The 14,447-nt window shown below is 67.3% G+C and carries 12 protein-coding genes; 8 read left to right on the forward strand and 4 right to left on the reverse strand.

Features of this window, described 5'->3' with window-relative positions; all coding sequences use genetic code 11:
* Nucleotides 1–217 precede the first annotated feature (217 nt).
* Entirely contained in the window at nucleotides 218–1,477 is a 1,260-nt protein-coding gene (gene fabV / locus C1930_RS08490; protein WP_108771482.1) for an enoyl-ACP reductase FabV, read from the forward strand.
* Between the two features lie 108 nt (nucleotides 1,478–1,585).
* Here fabV and C1930_RS08495 read toward each other — a convergent pair whose 3' ends face one another.
* The 3 genes from C1930_RS08495 to C1930_RS08505 all read right to left on the reverse strand — a co-directional run bounded on the left by C1930_RS08495 (nucleotide 1,586) and on the right by C1930_RS08505 (nucleotide 5,476).
* On the reverse strand, nucleotides 1,586–3,655 hold the full coding sequence (locus C1930_RS08495) for an EAL domain-containing protein (protein WP_108754776.1): 2,070 nt from the start codon (nucleotides 3,653–3,655) through the stop codon (nucleotides 1,586–1,588).
* Nucleotides 3,656–3,746: 91 nt separating this feature from the next.
* Nucleotides 3,747–4,931, reverse strand: a complete 1,185-nt coding sequence (locus C1930_RS08500) for an NAD(P)/FAD-dependent oxidoreductase (RefSeq protein ID WP_108752838.1) — start codon at nucleotides 4,929–4,931, stop codon at nucleotides 3,747–3,749.
* Entirely contained in the window at nucleotides 4,928–5,476 is a 549-nt protein-coding gene (locus tag C1930_RS08505; RefSeq protein WP_108771483.1) for a YaeQ family protein, read from the reverse strand. The genes C1930_RS08500 and C1930_RS08505 overlap by 4 nt, the downstream gene beginning before the upstream one ends.
* Before the next feature lie 121 nt (nucleotides 5,477–5,597).
* On the opposite strand from C1930_RS08505, the gene C1930_RS08510 reads away from it, so the two are divergent.
* Nucleotides 5,598–6,485, forward strand: coding sequence for a pseudouridine synthase (locus C1930_RS08510; RefSeq protein ID WP_108771484.1), 888 nt, complete (start codon nucleotides 5,598–5,600; stop codon nucleotides 6,483–6,485).
* A 42-nt stretch (nucleotides 6,486–6,527) separates the two neighbouring features.
* Here C1930_RS08510 and C1930_RS08515 read toward each other — a convergent pair whose 3' ends face one another.
* Nucleotides 6,528–7,016, reverse strand: a complete 489-nt coding sequence (locus C1930_RS08515) for a YaiI/YqxD family protein (protein ID WP_108755967.1) — start codon at nucleotides 7,014–7,016, stop codon at nucleotides 6,528–6,530.
* A 302-nt stretch (nucleotides 7,017–7,318) separates the two neighbouring features.
* Between C1930_RS08515 and C1930_RS08520 the strand changes: the two genes are divergently transcribed.
* The 6 genes from C1930_RS08520 to aroD all read left to right on the forward strand — a co-directional run bounded on the left by C1930_RS08520 (nucleotide 7,319) and on the right by aroD (nucleotide 14,417).
* Nucleotides 7,319–7,528, forward strand: a complete 210-nt coding sequence (locus tag C1930_RS08520) for a cold-shock protein (protein WP_004153307.1) — start codon at nucleotides 7,319–7,321, stop codon at nucleotides 7,526–7,528.
* Nucleotides 7,529–7,645: 117 nt separating this feature from the next.
* Entirely contained in the window at nucleotides 7,646–8,335 is a 690-nt protein-coding gene (locus C1930_RS08525; protein ID WP_108771485.1) for a glutathione S-transferase, read from the forward strand.
* A gap of 31 nt (nucleotides 8,336–8,366) precedes the next feature.
* Entirely contained in the window at nucleotides 8,367–9,932 is a 1,566-nt protein-coding gene (locus C1930_RS08530) for a YdiU family protein (RefSeq protein WP_108771486.1), read from the forward strand.
* 768 nt (nucleotides 9,933–10,700) lie between these two features.
* Nucleotides 10,701–12,212, forward strand: coding sequence for a right-handed parallel beta-helix repeat-containing protein (locus C1930_RS08535; protein WP_108771487.1), 1,512 nt, complete (start codon nucleotides 10,701–10,703; stop codon nucleotides 12,210–12,212).
* 22 nt (nucleotides 12,213–12,234) lie between these two features.
* Nucleotides 12,235–13,530, forward strand: coding sequence for a carbohydrate porin (locus C1930_RS08540; protein WP_108771488.1), 1,296 nt, complete (start codon nucleotides 12,235–12,237; stop codon nucleotides 13,528–13,530).
* Nucleotides 13,530–14,417, forward strand: coding sequence for a type I 3-dehydroquinate dehydratase (gene aroD / locus C1930_RS08545; protein WP_234412751.1), 888 nt, complete (start codon nucleotides 13,530–13,532; stop codon nucleotides 14,415–14,417). Before C1930_RS08540 ends, aroD begins: the two co-directional genes overlap by 1 nt.
* Nucleotides 14,418–14,447: the final 30 nt, after the last annotated feature.

Below are 14,447 nucleotides of genomic sequence, written 5' to 3' on the forward strand. Positions count from 1 at the left end.
GTCCCCCGCAACCGGACCCACCCCGCCATCCCCCGAATAGCCCGCTCTTGAATTTGACGTTGCCATTGCCGTTGCCTCGGCAGGTGCAGGGCTGCAAGCCCTGCAAAAGAGAAACCCCACCCTACGCCTGCGTCGGTTGTGCAATCGCCCCCCGCGCACTACGATCCTGCGGTTCGCGTGCGCCCGCGTGCGCCGCATCTGCCAACCCGAGGTATCCATGGTCATCAAACCGCGCGTCCGCGGCTTCATCTGCGTCACCACTCATCCGACCGGCTGCGAGGCCGCGGTCAAGCAGCAGATCGACTACATCCGCGCCCGCCCGCCCATCCAGAACGGCCCCAAGCGCGTGCTGGTCATCGGCGCATCGACCGGCTACGGCCTGGCGGCGCGCATCACCGCGGCCTTCGGCAGCGGCGCGGCCACCCTGGGTATCTTCTTCGAACGCCCGGGCAGCGAAACCAAGCCGGGCACCGCCGGCTGGTACAACTCGGCCGCCTTCCACAAGTACGCCGACGAAGCCGGCCTGTACGCCAAGAGCATCAACGGCGATGCCTTCTCCGATGAAGTGAAGGCCAAGACCATCGAGATGATCAAGGCCGACCTGGGCCAGGTCGACCAGGTGGTCTACAGCCTGGCTGCGCCGCGCCGCAAGCACCCCAAGACCGGTGAGATCATCAGCTCCACGCTGAAGCCGATCGGCGAACAGATCACCCTGCGTGGCCTGGACACCGACAAGGAAGTGATCACCGAAACCACCCTGCAGCCGGCCACCCCGGAAGAAATCGCCGGCACCGTGGCGGTGATGGGCGGCGAAGACTGGCAGATGTGGATCGAGGCGCTGGCCGATGCCGGCGTGCTGGCCGACGGCTGCACCACCACCGCCTTCACCTACGTGGGCGAGGAGATCACCCAGGCCATCTACTGGAACGGCTCGATTGGTGCCGCCAAGAAGGACCTGGACAACAAGGTGCTGGGCCTGCGCGAATCGCTGGCAAAAATTGGTGGCGACGCGCGCGTGTCGGTGCTGAAGGCGGTGGTCACCCAGGCCAGCTCGGCCATTCCGACCATGCCGCTGTACCTGTCGCTGCTGTTCAAGGTGATGAAGGCGCAGGGCACGCACGAAGGCTGCATCGAGCAGCTCGATGTGCTGTACGACATCCTGTACGGCGGCAAGGCTGACGGCGTGGCCGTCGACCGCCTGCGCCACGATCTGGTCGATGGCCAGGGTCGCAAGGTTGCGCTGGTGGACGAGGAAGGCCGCCTGCGTGCCGACTACAAGGAAATGGCGCCGGAAGTGCAGGGCAAGGTGCTGGAACTGTGGCCGCAGGTGACCAACGAGAACCTGTACGAGATCAGCGATCTGGTCGGCTACAAGGCCGATTTCCTGCGCCTGTTCGGTTTTGGCGTGGAAGGCGTGGACTACGAGGCCGACGTCAATCCGGACGTGAAGATCGCCAACCTGGTCGATCTGACCTGAGATCGAAGGTAACGCCGGGCATGGCCCGGCGGATGCCTTGAATGCCGCTGCGCTCGCCGGGCATGGCCCGGCGCTACCGGTGCAGATCTGCGGCCCGGCGCATGCCGCTCAACCGAACTCGAAATTCATCACCGGCAGGGCAGGGCCGACGAAATCACCCTGCACGTAATCCACCCCGGCACTGAACAGCAGGGTCATGGAATTGGCGTCGCTGACGAACTCGGCGACGGTGCGGATGCCGGCTTCCTGCGCACGCGCGGTGATCTGGCTGATCAGGTCGATGTTCTCGCGGGTCGACACCAGGTCGCTGGTGAAGCTGCGGTCCAGCTTCAGCACCTGCGGCTGGAAGTGCGCCAGCAGCTGGAACGAATCCAGCCCCGAACCGAACTGCTCCAGGCCGATGCGGCAGCCCAGCGGGGCAACTTCGGCCAGGAACTGCTGTGCGGCGCGCAGATGGGTGAACACCTTGGCCTCGGGCGCGTGCAGCCACAGCCGCTCGCCTGGCACGCCGTGGGCCTGCAGTTCGCGGCGCAAAGTGGCGATCATCTTCGGGTCGTCGAAGGATTCGGGCGTCACCTTCACCAGCATCTGCGTGGCATGGCCCTCGCGCGCACGCGCGCCGAGCACGCTGATCGCGCGCGACACCACCCAGCGGTTGATGTCGGCCAGCAGGCCATGCTCCTCGGCAATGCCGAGGAAGGCCGTGGGGCTGAGCAGCTCGCCGTTGTGTTCCAGGCGCAGGTAGGCCTCGTACAGTTCCAGCGATTCGCCCTGCAGGTTCAGCACCGGCTGGTAGTGCAGCTGGAAGCCTTCACCGGCCAGGGCTTCGCGGATGCGCGCCACCCAGCGCTGCACGCGTTCTTCCTCCACACGGTCGGCAGCGGCCGGGTCGAAGATGCGGCAGGTATTGCCCAGCGCGGCGGCGGCCTGTGTGCATTCGCTGGCGCGGGCCAGCACCTGGCCGATGCTGGCGATTTTTTCGCCCACCTGCACGCCACCCACGCTGACCGTGACCGTGGCCGAGCGCGCACCAATGCTGAACACATGCGCGGCATAGGCGGCGCGGATGCGTTCGGCCAGCGCTTCGGTCTGCGCATACGGGCCCGACTGCAGCACGGCAAAGCTGTGTTCGCCGAAGCGCGCCAGCTGCGCCTGGTCGCCCACCACCTCGGCCAGCAGCCCTGCCAGGGCGCCAATCAGGGTGTCGGCCGAGTCCAGGCCGATATCGGGGATCAGGCGGGCGTAGTGGTCCGGCTCGACCAGCAGCAGGCCGAACTGGCCTTCGCTGCGGCCGGCCTGGGCCACCGCATCTTCCACCTGCAGCATGAAGGTGGGGCGGTTGAGCAGGCCGGTGACCTGGTCGCGCTGGCGCAGGTCTTCCACTTCGCGCGCCAGTTCGGTGTCCAGTTCCAGGCGGCGGCGGAACACCACCTGCAGGCAGGCCTCGCCTTCATAGGTGGCGGCGGTGAATTCCATGGTGGCCGGGAATGCGCTGCCGTCCTGGTGGCGGGCATCCAGCTGGTACTGCGGGGGCGGTGCTTCGCCGCGGCTGAGTGATTTCAGCAGCTGCTTGAAGCCATCCACGTGCTGGGCGGCCACCATGTCCAGCAGCGAGATGCCTTCGATGTCGTCGAATTCGTCGTAGCCGAACATGCCCAGGTAGGCGTCGTTGGCGCGGATGTGCATGCCTTCATGCACGTAGGCGATGGGGTCGCGGGACGAGGCAATGAGCGCGTCGCAGCGGCGTTCGGTCTCGCGCATCTGTGCTTCGATGCGGCGCAGGCCGCGCCGTGCCTGCAGATCCACCCACTGGTCACGCACCACGGCCAGCAGGTGCTCGTTGCGCTGGCGCAGGGCCAGGGCGCGCACGCCGTTGCTGCTGGCCTGCACCAGTTCGTCTTCGTCGATGCGGTCGGCCAGCAGCACCAGCGGAATGTCCTTGCCGCTGGCGGCAATGTGCTGGGCCACCAGCGGCAGGGGGATGCCCTGCGACGGCGAGGCCAGCACCAGGTCGATGGCCTGGCTGGCCAGCACCTGTGACAGTTCGGCCGAATCCTGTGGGCGCCACGGGCGAACGGCAATGCCGCTGTTGCGCAGGGTGCTGACGATGGCTTCTGCGTTTTCGCCGCTGTCGTCCACGATCAGCAGGCGGATGGTGATGTCGTTCGCGTTCTGCATGCACTGCTCCCCAATCTGCGAACCTAGATACACGATGCGCGGCGGCACGTCCATGCGCTGGCCCCGGGCGAGCACCGAACGGCGATGCGGTTCACACCACGCTGCCGGCGGCGTGACCGCTGGCCCACGCCCACTGGAAGTTGTAACCGCCCAGCCAGCCGGTCACATCCAACACCTCGCCGACGAAATGCAGGCCGGGCACGCGCTTGGATTCGAACGTGGAAGACGACACTTCGGCCGTATCCACCCCGCCCAGGGTGACTTCGGCGGTGCGGTAGCCTTCGGTGCCGCTGGCCACCAGCGGGAATGCGCCCAGCACCTGCGCGGCCTGGCGCAGCACCGGTTCGTCGAGCTGGCGCACCGGCCGGTCCGGCAGCCAGTGCTCGCACAGGCGCTGGGCCAGCCGCTTGGGCAGCACCTCGCCCAGCACCGTGCGCAGTTCGGCCGCAGGGCGCTCGCGCTTCATCTGCCGCAGCCACTCGCCGGCGTCCTGGCCGGGCAGCAGGTCGATTTCCAGGGTGTCGCCGGGCTGCCAGAACGAGGAAATCTGCAGAATGGCCGGCCCGCTGACGCCGCGATGGGTGAGCAGCATGAAGTTCTGGAAGCTCTTGCCATTGCAGTGCGCCTGCACCGGCAGGGCCACCCCGCTCAGCTCGGCCAGGCGTTCCTGGTGCTTGCCACTGAGGGTGAGCGGCACCAGGCCGGCGCGGGTGGGCAGCACGTTGTGGCCGAACTGGCGGGCCAGTTCGTAGCCGAAGCCGGTGGCGCCCAAACTGGGAATGGACAGCCCGCCGGTAGCCACCACCAGCGATGCGCAATGGAACAGCCCCTGCGTGGTATGCACGCGGAAGCCATCGCTGGCGTGTTCGATGCGCTCGATGCTGCACTGGGTGCGGATCTGCGCGCCCGCGGCCTGGCATTCCTCCACCAGCATCTTCACGATCAGCTTCGATGAGACATCGCAGAACAGCTGGCCCAGCTCTTTTTCGTGATAGGCGATGCCGTGCTTCTCCACCATGTCGATGAAGTGCCACGGCGAATAGCGGGCCAGCGCTGATTTGCAGAAATGCGGGTTGGCCGACAGGAAGTTGGCCGGGGTGGTGCCGGTATTGGTGAAGTTGCAGCGCCCGCCGCCGGACATCAGGATCTTCTTGCCGACCTTGTTGGCGTGGTCCAGCACCTGCACCTGGCGCCCGCGGCGGCCGGCGGTGAGCGCGGTCATCAGCCCGGCGGCACCGGCGCCGATGACCACCACGTCGCAGCGGGTAATGCTCATGCCTTGGCGCGCTTGCGCCAGCTGGGAATCACGTCCAGCTGGATCTGGTCGTTGAGGATCTGCACTTCGCCATCCTGGATGAGCACGCTGAAACGCATGGCGCGCTGGATCTGCTGGCCCCACTGTTCAACGAAGGTGCCGTCCAGGTCGACCACCGACAGGTTGTCGAAACGGGCCAGGCCCTTGCCCTGCTTGTTCCACCAGATATCGGACGCGTTGCCGGCGTAGTTCACCACCTGCACCGACCGGCTGCGGTTGCTGGCCTTGCGGATGCGCGATTCGTCCGGGTGGCCCAGATCGATCCACTGCAGGATGTCGCCGGTGTAGTCGTGCTGCCACAGGTCCGGCTCGTCGTCGGTGCTCAGGCCGCGGCCGAACTCCAGGCGGTCATCGGCGTTCAGGGCGAAGGCCAGCAGGCGCACCATCAGGCGCTCGTCGGTTTCGGACGGGTGCTGGGCCAGGGTCAGGTTGTGGGTCGCGTAGTAGCCGCGATCCATGTCGCTGATCTGCAGTTCGGCCTTGCGGATGGTGGCGGTGAGGGCCATGGGCGTTCCGGGGGCAAAGACCGCCCATGATAGAGGTTTGCTGGCGGGGTGTCCGTGGCAGGGGTGTCTGCGCGGTGTCAACGGTGGCACTCTGGCCGCGTCTTCCCTGCGTGTGTGTTCGATGAGCCTGCCCAGCCGCCTGCAGCTGCCCCCCGGTGACTGGCCGACCCTGCTGGACGGCCTGTGCGCGCGCTTTCCGCGCATTGATCGTGGCCAGTGGCTGGATCGTTTCGGCCGTGGGCGCGTGCAGGATGCGCAGGGCAGGGCGCTTGCGGCCGACCAGCCGTGGCAGGTCGGGCTGGAGATCGTCTACTTCCGCGAAGTCAGCGCGGAGCCGGACATTCCGTTCAGCGAGACGGTGCTGTACCAGGACGCGCATCTGCTGGTGGCCGACAAGCCGCACTATCTGCCGGTCACCCCGGCCGGGGGCTATGTGCGCGAGACCCTGCTGGCGCGCCTGGTGGCACGCACCGGCAATCCCGACCTGGTGCCCCTGCATCGGCTGGATCGGCTGACCGCCGGGCTGGTGCTGTTCTCGCAGCGGCCCGATTCGCGCGACGCCTACCAGCGCCTGTTCCGTGAACGGCGCATCGAAAAGATCTACGAGGCACTGGCGCCGGCCCTGCCAGGGCTGCCGTTCCCGCAGCAGCGGTTGAGCCGGATCGTGCCGGGTGAGCCCTTCTTCCGCATGGCCGAAATGGCGGGCGAGCCGAATGCGCGCACCCGCATCGAGGTGATTGCCGAGCACGGCGCGGCCTGGCACTACCGGCTGTGGCCGGAAACCGGGCGCAAGCACCAGCTGCGCGTGCACATGGCGGCGCTGGGGGCGCCGATCCTGGGCGATGACCTGTATCCACGGCTGCAGCCGTCGGCCGATCCGCTGCAGGCGCCGCCGCTGCAACTGCTGGCGCGGGCCCTGGCCTTCCAGGATCCGCTCAGCGGGGAGCCGCGTGTGTTCCGCAGCGAGCGCTCGCTGCACTGGCCGGCCGGTCCGGTGCCGGGCGCCTGATCAGCGCGGCCGGGTCACCGCGGCCTGGTCGCCGTGGCTTGGTCACCGTGGCTTGACCCGGGCCAGCCAGCGGTCCAGTTCGGCCGCGAACAGCTGGCGGTCGCGCGCGCCCAGCGGCGGTGGGCCACCGGTCTGCACGCCCGCACCGCGCAGTTCCTCCATGAAATTGCGCATGGACAGGCGCTCGGCCATGTTGTTGGCGGTGTACAGCTGGCCGCGCGGGTTCAGCGCCACGGCCTTCTTTTCCAGTACCAGCGCCGCCAGCGGGATGTCCTGGGTGACCACCAGGTCACCGGCGGCCACCCGTTCGACGATGGCGCTGTCGGCCACGTCCAGGCCCTGCGGCACTTGCAGCGAGCGGATCCAGCGTGAGGGTGGGGTGCGCAGCCACTGGTTGGCGACCAGGGTCAGCTCCAGGCCGACCCGTTCGGCGGCCCGGAAAAGGATGTCGCGAATGACCGTCGGGCAGGCGTCGGCATCGACCCAGATGCGTGGACGGGCGTGTTCAGCGGGGGTTTCAGCTTCAGTCATCAGCCCAGTGTAGGGTAGGAAAAACCTGAATAGGGACTCGGGTTTAGGCCCGATCTGGGTCCAGCCCTTGTCACGCCTAGCGGGCGGGGCCCTGCCGCTGAATGCCGGGGCTATCGCTTTTTGCTGAAAACACGCGTATCGTTCGATCCACTGTGTTTGCTAGGGTCACCGTGAATCGTGGCCTGGTGCAGTTGATCTCACGATCCGCTCATCGATCCGCTTTACCAACGCCTGCAACTCAGTCTCGGCCCCGATTCCCGGTGGCTGCGATTTTTTCAACATGTGTTTCAGGAGTTAGTCAAATGTCTGATCGTCAGACCGGCACCGTCAAGTGGTTCAACGACGCCAAGGGCTTCGGCTTCATCACCCCGGAAAGCGGCCCGGACCTGTTCGTGCACTTCCGTGCCATCCAGGGCACCGGCTTCAAGACCCTGCAGGAAGGCCAGAAGGTTACCTTCATCGCCGTCCAGGGCCAGAAGGGTATGCAGGCTGACCAGGTGCAGGCGGTCTAATCCGTCTGCTACCGTTTGGTAGCCAGAACGCCGGAAGCGAAAGCTTCCGGCGTTTTTTTTTTGCGAGGTGCATGCATCGCGCGCGGTACGATGCGGGCTTCCCTCAGGAGTTTCCGCATGCGCATCGTCCACCACCTGGAAAACTCGCGTTCACTGCGCGTGCTGTGGATGCTGGAGGAACTGGGGCTGGACTACGAACTGCGGCGCTACCCGCGCGATCCGAAGACGCTGCTGGCGCCGCCGGAGCTTCGGCAGATCCATCCGCTGGGCAAGGCGCCGGTGCTGCAGGACGGTGACCAGGTGCTGGCCGAATCCGGCGCGATCCTGGACTACCTGGTCGACCGCTACGACACCCAGCGCGTGCTGTCGCCGTCGCCGGTGCCGGCCGACAGTGCCGAGCGCATCGCCTATCGCTACTGGCTGCATTACGCCGAAGGGTCGGCCATGCCGCCGCTGCTGCTGACCCTGGTGGTCGGGCGGATCCGCAGCGCACCGATGCCGTTCTTCGCCCGCCCGATCGCACGCCGCATCGCCGACAAGGCCGAGCGCAGCTTCATCGGCCCGCAGCGCCGCCTGCATCTGGACTGGATGGAGCGGCGCCTGGCCGAAAGCCCGTGGTTCGCCGGTGAACGGTTCAGTGCGGCCGACATCCAGATGAGTTTCCCGATCCAGGCCGCGGCCGCCCGTGGCGGCGGGCTGGACGACAAGCCGGCGTTGCGGGGCTTCCTGGAACGCATCGGCCAGCGCCCGGCCTACCAGCGCGCCGAGGCCCACGGCGGCGCACTGCAGGCCCTGCGCGGCGATTGAGGCCGGGGCCGACCGCCCCCATCCTGCTGGCATGGATACCCACGCCCCCCGTTTCGACAACCGCCTGTTGACCGCCCTGCCGGGCGACCCCGAATCCGGCCCACGCCGCCGCGAGGTGCGCGAGGCGGCCTGGTCGTCGGTGCTGCCGACCCCTGTCGCGGCGCCGAGCGTGCTGGCCTGGTCGCCGCAGGTTGCCGCGCTGCTCGGCTTTGACGCCGCCGATGTGCAGGGCGCCGACTTCGCCCAGGTCTTCGGTGGCAACGCGCTGTACGACGGCATGCAGCCGTGGGCGGCCAACTACGGTGGCCACCAGTTCGGCCATTGGGCCGGGCAACTGGGCGACGGGCGCGCGATATCGCTGGGTGAGCTGGTGGCCGCCGACGGGCGCCATTGGGAGCTGCAGTTGAAGGGCGCCGGGCCCACGCCCTATTCGCGCGGCGCCGATGGTCGCGCCGTGCTGCGCTCGTCCATCCGCGAATTCCTGTGCAGCGAAGCCATGCATCACCTGGGCGTGCCGACCACGCGTGCGCTGTCGCTGGTCGGCACCGGCGAGGACGTGGTGCGCGACATGTTCTACGACGGCCACCCGCGCGCCGAGCCCGGCGCGATCGTCTGCCGCGTGGCGCCGTCGTTCATGCGCTTCGGCACGTTCGAACTGCCTGCCTCGCGCGGCGAGACCACGCTGCTGAAACAACTGGCCGACGTCTGCATCGCCCGCGATTTCCCTGAACTGCAGGGGGAAGGTGAGGCGCTGTACGGCGACTGGTTCGCGCAGATTGCCGTGCGCACCGCCGAGCTGATGGCGCACTGGATGCGTGTCGGCTTCGTGCATGGGGTGATGAACACCGACAACCTGTCCGTGCTCGGCCTGACCATCGATTACGGCCCGTACGGCTGGGTGGAGGATTACGACCCGGACTGGACGCCCAACACCACCGACGCGCAGGGGCGCCGCTACCGCTTTGGCACCCAGCCGCAGGTGGCGTACTGGAATCTCAACCGGCTGGCGCAGGCACTGTCGCCGCTGTTCGCCGATGTGCAGCCGCTGCAGGCCGGATTGGCCGCGTTCCAGTCCACCTTCGTGGCCTGCACGCGGCGCGATGCGGCGGCCAAGCTGGGGCTGGCGGCAGCTGACGATGAGGATCTGCAGCTGTACCTGCGCTGGCAGCAACTGCTGCAGGACGGCGGCATGGACATGACCTTGGCGTGGCGTGCGTTGATGGGCGTGGATGTGGCCGCGCCGGACGTGGCCGCGCTGGGCGATGTGTATTACGACCAGGCACGCCGACAGGTAGTGCAGGCGCCGTTGCAGCAGTGGCTGCAGGACTACGCGGCGCGGCTGCGTGTGGACCCGCTGTCGGCCGAAGCACGGCAGGCGAAGATGGCGGCGGCCAATCCGCTGTACGTGCTGCGCAACTGGCTGGCGCAGGAGGCCATCGATCGCGCCGAGCAGGGCGACCTGGGTGGCGTGCACGCGCTGCAGGAGGTGCTGCGCGATCCGTACACGCAGCGGCCGGGGCTGGAACATTACGCCGGCAAGCGGCCGGCCTGGGCCGAGCACCGCGCCGGCTGCTCGATGCTGTCCTGCAGTTCGTAGGGGTGTTCTCTTGCAGGGCTTGCAGCCCTGCACCTGCGCAATGCAACGGCAACGGCAACGGCGAAAGCAACAGCAACAGCTGCATTCCGTGGATGGCGGGGCGGTGTCGGATTGCGGGGACGCCGCAAGTACGTGCTTGCAGGCTTGGCAGCCGCATCCATGCGGCTGACACCCCGCAATCCGACACCGCCCCACCTTCGACAGTTTCCCGCGATCTGCTGGAACGGCATTCTGCTCTGGTGGGTGTCGACCTTGGTCGACACGGATGAATTCGTTCGATATCTGAAAGATGTGTCGACCAAGGTCGACACCTACCAACAGCCGGCGCCGACCCCGGAATTGCTTCGGCATGCGTCAGTAGATCCACGCCATGCGTGGATGAGTTCATTCGATATCTGACAGATGTGTCGACCAAGGTCGACACCTACCAACAGCCGCGCGGGACAATTGGCGCAGATACCAACCGCCCCGCCATCCCACGGATCCCCAGCTTTTGACGTTGCCGTTGCATTGCGCGGGTGCAGGGCTGCAAGCCCTGCAAAGACCCCCCCCTACAACCAACGTATTACCTATTCAGTGCGATATTCGCACGCACAGTCGATTACCGCACTTGAATGGTGCAGTGCGATAAACCTAATTTCACTTCCGCAGTTTCATAGCAGTCCAAGCGATCCACCCCTGGCGGGGCGAGGGCAGCATCGGTCACGGTGCTGAAGCCAGGTGCAGGGGAAGACCGTTGGATCTCTTTCACCTGTGCGGAGTGATCGCATGTGCCGTCGTCTGTCTGTCGTTTCCCTGTCCCTGCTTGCCCTGCTGCCGTCGCTGGCGCTGGCCTACCAAGCCGAACCCCCGCGTGAAGCGCTGCAGGTGCTGCGTGTCGATCGCTACGCCGACGACAGCAACGCCGGCTCGCTGCGCTGGGCCATCAACACCGCCAATGCGACGCCGGGCCGCTACCGCATTGAAATCGATGCGGTGGGCGCGGCGCCGTACGTGATCAAGCCGGCCTCGCCGCTGCCGGAAATCAAGGGCCCGGTGCAGATCGTCGGCACGCCGTGGGCACGCGACGGCCAGTTCGTGGCCATCGATGGTTCGGCCTACGTGACCGGCACCGGCACCGATGCCTGCCCGGGTGCCGAGCCGGGCCAGTCCGGCACCAATGTGCGCACCACCACGCTGCCTGGCCTGGTGCTGCGCGATACCCAGGGCGTTGAACTGACCGGCCTGGAGATCCGCAACTTCTGCATCGGCGTGCTGATCAACCGTGCCAGCCACAGCGAAATCCATGACAACCGCATCGTCGCCAACAAGGGCGGTGCCGGCATCATGCTCACCGGCGACGATGGCAAGGGCCAGTCCACCGCCACCACCACGGTGCACAACCGTATCGTGCGCAACGTGTTCCTGGACAACGGCGATGGCCTGGAACTGACCCGCGGCGCGGCCTGGAATCTGGTGGCAGACAATCTGTTCCAGTCCACCAAGGCCAACCCGGAACCCTCGCAGGGCATCGAGATCCTGTGGGGCAATGACAACAGCGTGGTGCACAACCGCTTCGTCGATTACTCCGATGGCCTGCAGATCAACTGGGGCAACCGCAACTACATCGCGGCCAACACCTTCACCGGCAACTCGATCGGGCTCAGCATCACCGGCAGCGGCAACGTGGTCGATGGCAACACCATCACCGGCAACGGCATCGGCATTGGCGTGCGCCCGCAGCCGGTCAGTGCACCCAACCGCTTCACCGCCAACCGCATCTTCGGCAACGGTCTGCCGATCGAGCGTTGCGAAGCCGGCGGTGCCTGCGTGAAGGGCCAGCCGCGCGGCGCCATCGTGTTCGGTGTGCCGGGGCTGGAACATGCCAGCTTCGTCGGCTCGCGCGGGCGCGGCGTGGACACCGATCCGGCCAAGCGTGCGCGCATCTGCACCGCCGCCGGCCAGGCCGATTGCCAGCCGCTGGCCAACCTGGGCCAGGCGGCGCCGCAACTGGTTGCGGTGCAGGGCAAGGGCGCCCAGCGCAGCCTGACCGGCAGCTTCCACGGCCAGCCGGACAGCCACTACCAGGTGGAAGTGTTCGGCAACCGTGCGGCCAACGGCAGCGAAGCCGAGCGCGTGCTGGGCACCGTGCAGGCGCGTACCGACAGCCAGGGCAACGGCACCTTCACCTTCCCCTTGGGCAATGCCGCCGATGCTGCGGATCTGGGCGGTGTGACCGCCACGGTCACCTCGCCGCAGGGTGCCACGTCCCCCCTGAGCGCGCCGCTGTCGCTGCGCTGATCACCTTTCCGAGACCCTGACCATGATTCCTGCAAAGCCTGTTTCCCTGACCGTGCTGGCCGCCGCGATGGCCCTGCTGCCGGCGGTCGCCAGCGCGCAATCCAGCAACCGCTATGCGGGCAAGACGCTCACCGGTGACTGGGGCGGTACCCGCACCGATCTGTACGAGCGCGGCATCGCCTTCCGCGGTGACTACGTGGGCGAGGCCATGGGCGTGGTGGATGGCGGCTACGGGGAAACCGGCGCCCACTATGCGCAGCAGGTGCGCGTGGGCATGGACCTGGACATGGGCAAGCTGGCCGGCTGGGACGGCGGTGCCTTCCACTTCACGCTCAATGACCGGCGTGGCCGCAGTACCTCGGCCGATCTGGTCGGCAACCGCTTCCCGATCCAGGAAGCCTACGGCGGCCAGTACACCCGGCTGACCGAACTGAGCTACGACCAGACCTTCAACGGTGGCCAGTCGTACTACAAGCTGGGCTACTACGCGATGGGCAACCAGTTCGGCCTGCACAGCCTGCTGACCCATTTCGTCAACGCGGCGTTCTGCGCGCACCCGCTGGCGATGTCCGGCAACAGCGGCTGGTACAACTACCCGGTGGCGCGCTGGGGCGGTGAAGTGGCGCAGCAGGTCAGCCCGGCGCTGAACGTGCGCACCGGCTGGTTCCAGGTGAACCCGAACCTGGGTGGCAACATCGAACGCAATGCGTTCCGCCCGTTCGCCTCCGGTACCACCGGTTCGCTGTTCCCGGTGGAAGTGACCTGGACCCCGGCCAAGGGCAGCCGCTACGCCGGCGTCTACAAGTTTGGCGGCTACTACGACACCTCGCGCGTGGACCAGCGCGGCCTGGATACCTCGCCCACCACCGGCCGCCACGGCGCCTACGTGCTGGCCGAGCAGCGCCTGACCCAGGAGTCGGCCGACCCCAGCCGCGGCCTGACGGCCTTCGCGCAGTATATGGTGTCCGACGCCGATACCGCGCAGATCAAGCGCTGGTATGCAGTGGGTGGCGTGTACCAGGGCATCGGTTCGCGCGCGCAGGACAGCATCGCGCTGGGTTACGTGGGCGCCGACATCAACGACCGCCTGGTGGATGCGCGCCGCGCTTCGCTGGCCGCCGGTGGCGTGCCCGTGGATTCGCCGCTGTACAACCTCAGCCAGGCCGAGGAGCTGTTCGAACTGTCCTACAGCTTCCAGGTGAATCCGTGGCTGATGATCCGCCCCGACGTGCAGTACATCGTCAATCCCGGCACGTTCAATTACAGCGGCACCGACAACGCCTGGGCCGTGGGTGTCCAGGCCAAGGTGACCTTCTGATGGCCGCGCGCCCCTTCCACGCCCTGGTGACTGCCATGCGCATTCCGTTTGCTTCCCTTGTCCTCGCCGGTGCGCTGTGCACCTCCCCCGTACTGGCCCTGGCCGCACCGCCACCGGCGGTGCTGCAGGTGGGCTCGCTGCGCATCGGCGAGGGCAGCCCGCGCACCATCGTGCCGATCACCGGTGCCAGTGCCGAACTCGCCCTGCAGCAGGCCGTGGCCATCGCCGCCAGCACGCACACCGATCTGGCCGAATGGCGCATCGATTACCTGGATATCGCCACCGATGGCAGCAAGCTGGTGGCGCTGGGCAAGCGCATCCAGGCCACGCTGGGCGGCAAGCCGATGATCGTCACCTTCCGTACCAAGGCCGAAGGCGGTGCGAAGGCGATCAGTGACCGCGACTACGGCGCGCTGTACGCCACGCTGCTGCGTGGTGGCTTTGCCCAGCTGATCGATGTGGAAATGTTCCGCGACCCGAACGTGGTGCAGGCGCTGGTGGCACAGGCGCACAAGGCGGGGGTGAAGGTGGTGATGTCCAACCACGATTTCCAGGCCACGCCGCCGCGCGAGGAGATCGTCGCGCGCCTGCTGAAGCAGCAGGCGATGGGCGCGGACGTGCTGAAGATCGCGGTGATGCCGCGCGACGCCGGCGATGTGCTGGCCCTGCTCGATGCCACCTGGCAGGTGCGCCAGCGCAGTGACAAGCCGCTGCTGACCATGTCGATGGGCGGCACCGGCGTGGTCTCGCGACTGGCCGGGGAAACCTTCGGCCAGGCCCTGACCTTCGGCATGATCGGCACGCCGTCGGCGCCGGGCCAGGTTGAAGTCGAACAACTGCAGGACGTCCTGCAGGTCATCCACGCTTCCAGCCAGGCCGGTCGCTGAGACCACCACGCCGGATGTTCCGCCGCTTCA

Source organism: Stenotrophomonas sp. SAU14A_NAIMI4_8, from assembly GCF_003086695.1.
Lineage (GTDB): Bacteria > Pseudomonadota > Gammaproteobacteria > Xanthomonadales > Xanthomonadaceae > Stenotrophomonas.

Bases quoted from the DNA above. Each gene is read 5' to 3' on its own strand.
- C1930_RS08520 (WP_004153307.1), top strand. From the start codon at position 7,319: ATGTCTGATCGTCAGACCGGCACCGTCAAGTGGTTCAACGACGCCAAG.
- C1930_RS08500 (WP_108752838.1), bottom strand. From the start codon at position 4,931: ATGAGCATTACCCGCTGCGACGTGGTGGTCATCGGCGCCGGTGCCGCC.
- C1930_RS08510 (WP_108771484.1), top strand. From the start codon at position 5,598: ATGAGCCTGCCCAGCCGCCTGCAGCTGCCCCCCGGTGACTGGCCGACC.
- C1930_RS08540 (WP_108771488.1), top strand. From the start codon at position 12,235: ATGATTCCTGCAAAGCCTGTTTCCCTGACCGTGCTGGCCGCCGCGATG.
- fabV (WP_108771482.1), top strand. From the start codon at position 218: ATGGTCATCAAACCGCGCGTCCGCGGCTTCATCTGCGTCACCACTCAT.
- C1930_RS08525 (WP_108771485.1), top strand. From the start codon at position 7,646: ATGCGCATCGTCCACCACCTGGAAAACTCGCGTTCACTGCGCGTGCTG.
- C1930_RS08495 (WP_108754776.1), bottom strand. From the start codon at position 3,655: ATGCAGAACGCGAACGACATCACCATCCGCCTGCTGATCGTGGACGAC.
- aroD (WP_234412751.1), top strand. From the start codon at position 13,530: ATGGCCGCGCGCCCCTTCCACGCCCTGGTGACTGCCATGCGCATTCCG.
- C1930_RS08530 (WP_108771486.1), top strand. From the start codon at position 8,367: ATGGATACCCACGCCCCCCGTTTCGACAACCGCCTGTTGACCGCCCTG.
- C1930_RS08515 (WP_108755967.1), bottom strand. From the start codon at position 7,016: ATGACTGAAGCTGAAACCCCCGCTGAACACGCCCGTCCACGCATCTGG.
- C1930_RS08535 (WP_108771487.1), top strand. From the start codon at position 10,701: ATGTGCCGTCGTCTGTCTGTCGTTTCCCTGTCCCTGCTTGCCCTGCTG.
- C1930_RS08505 (WP_108771483.1), bottom strand. From the start codon at position 5,476: ATGGCCCTCACCGCCACCATCCGCAAGGCCGAACTGCAGATCAGCGAC.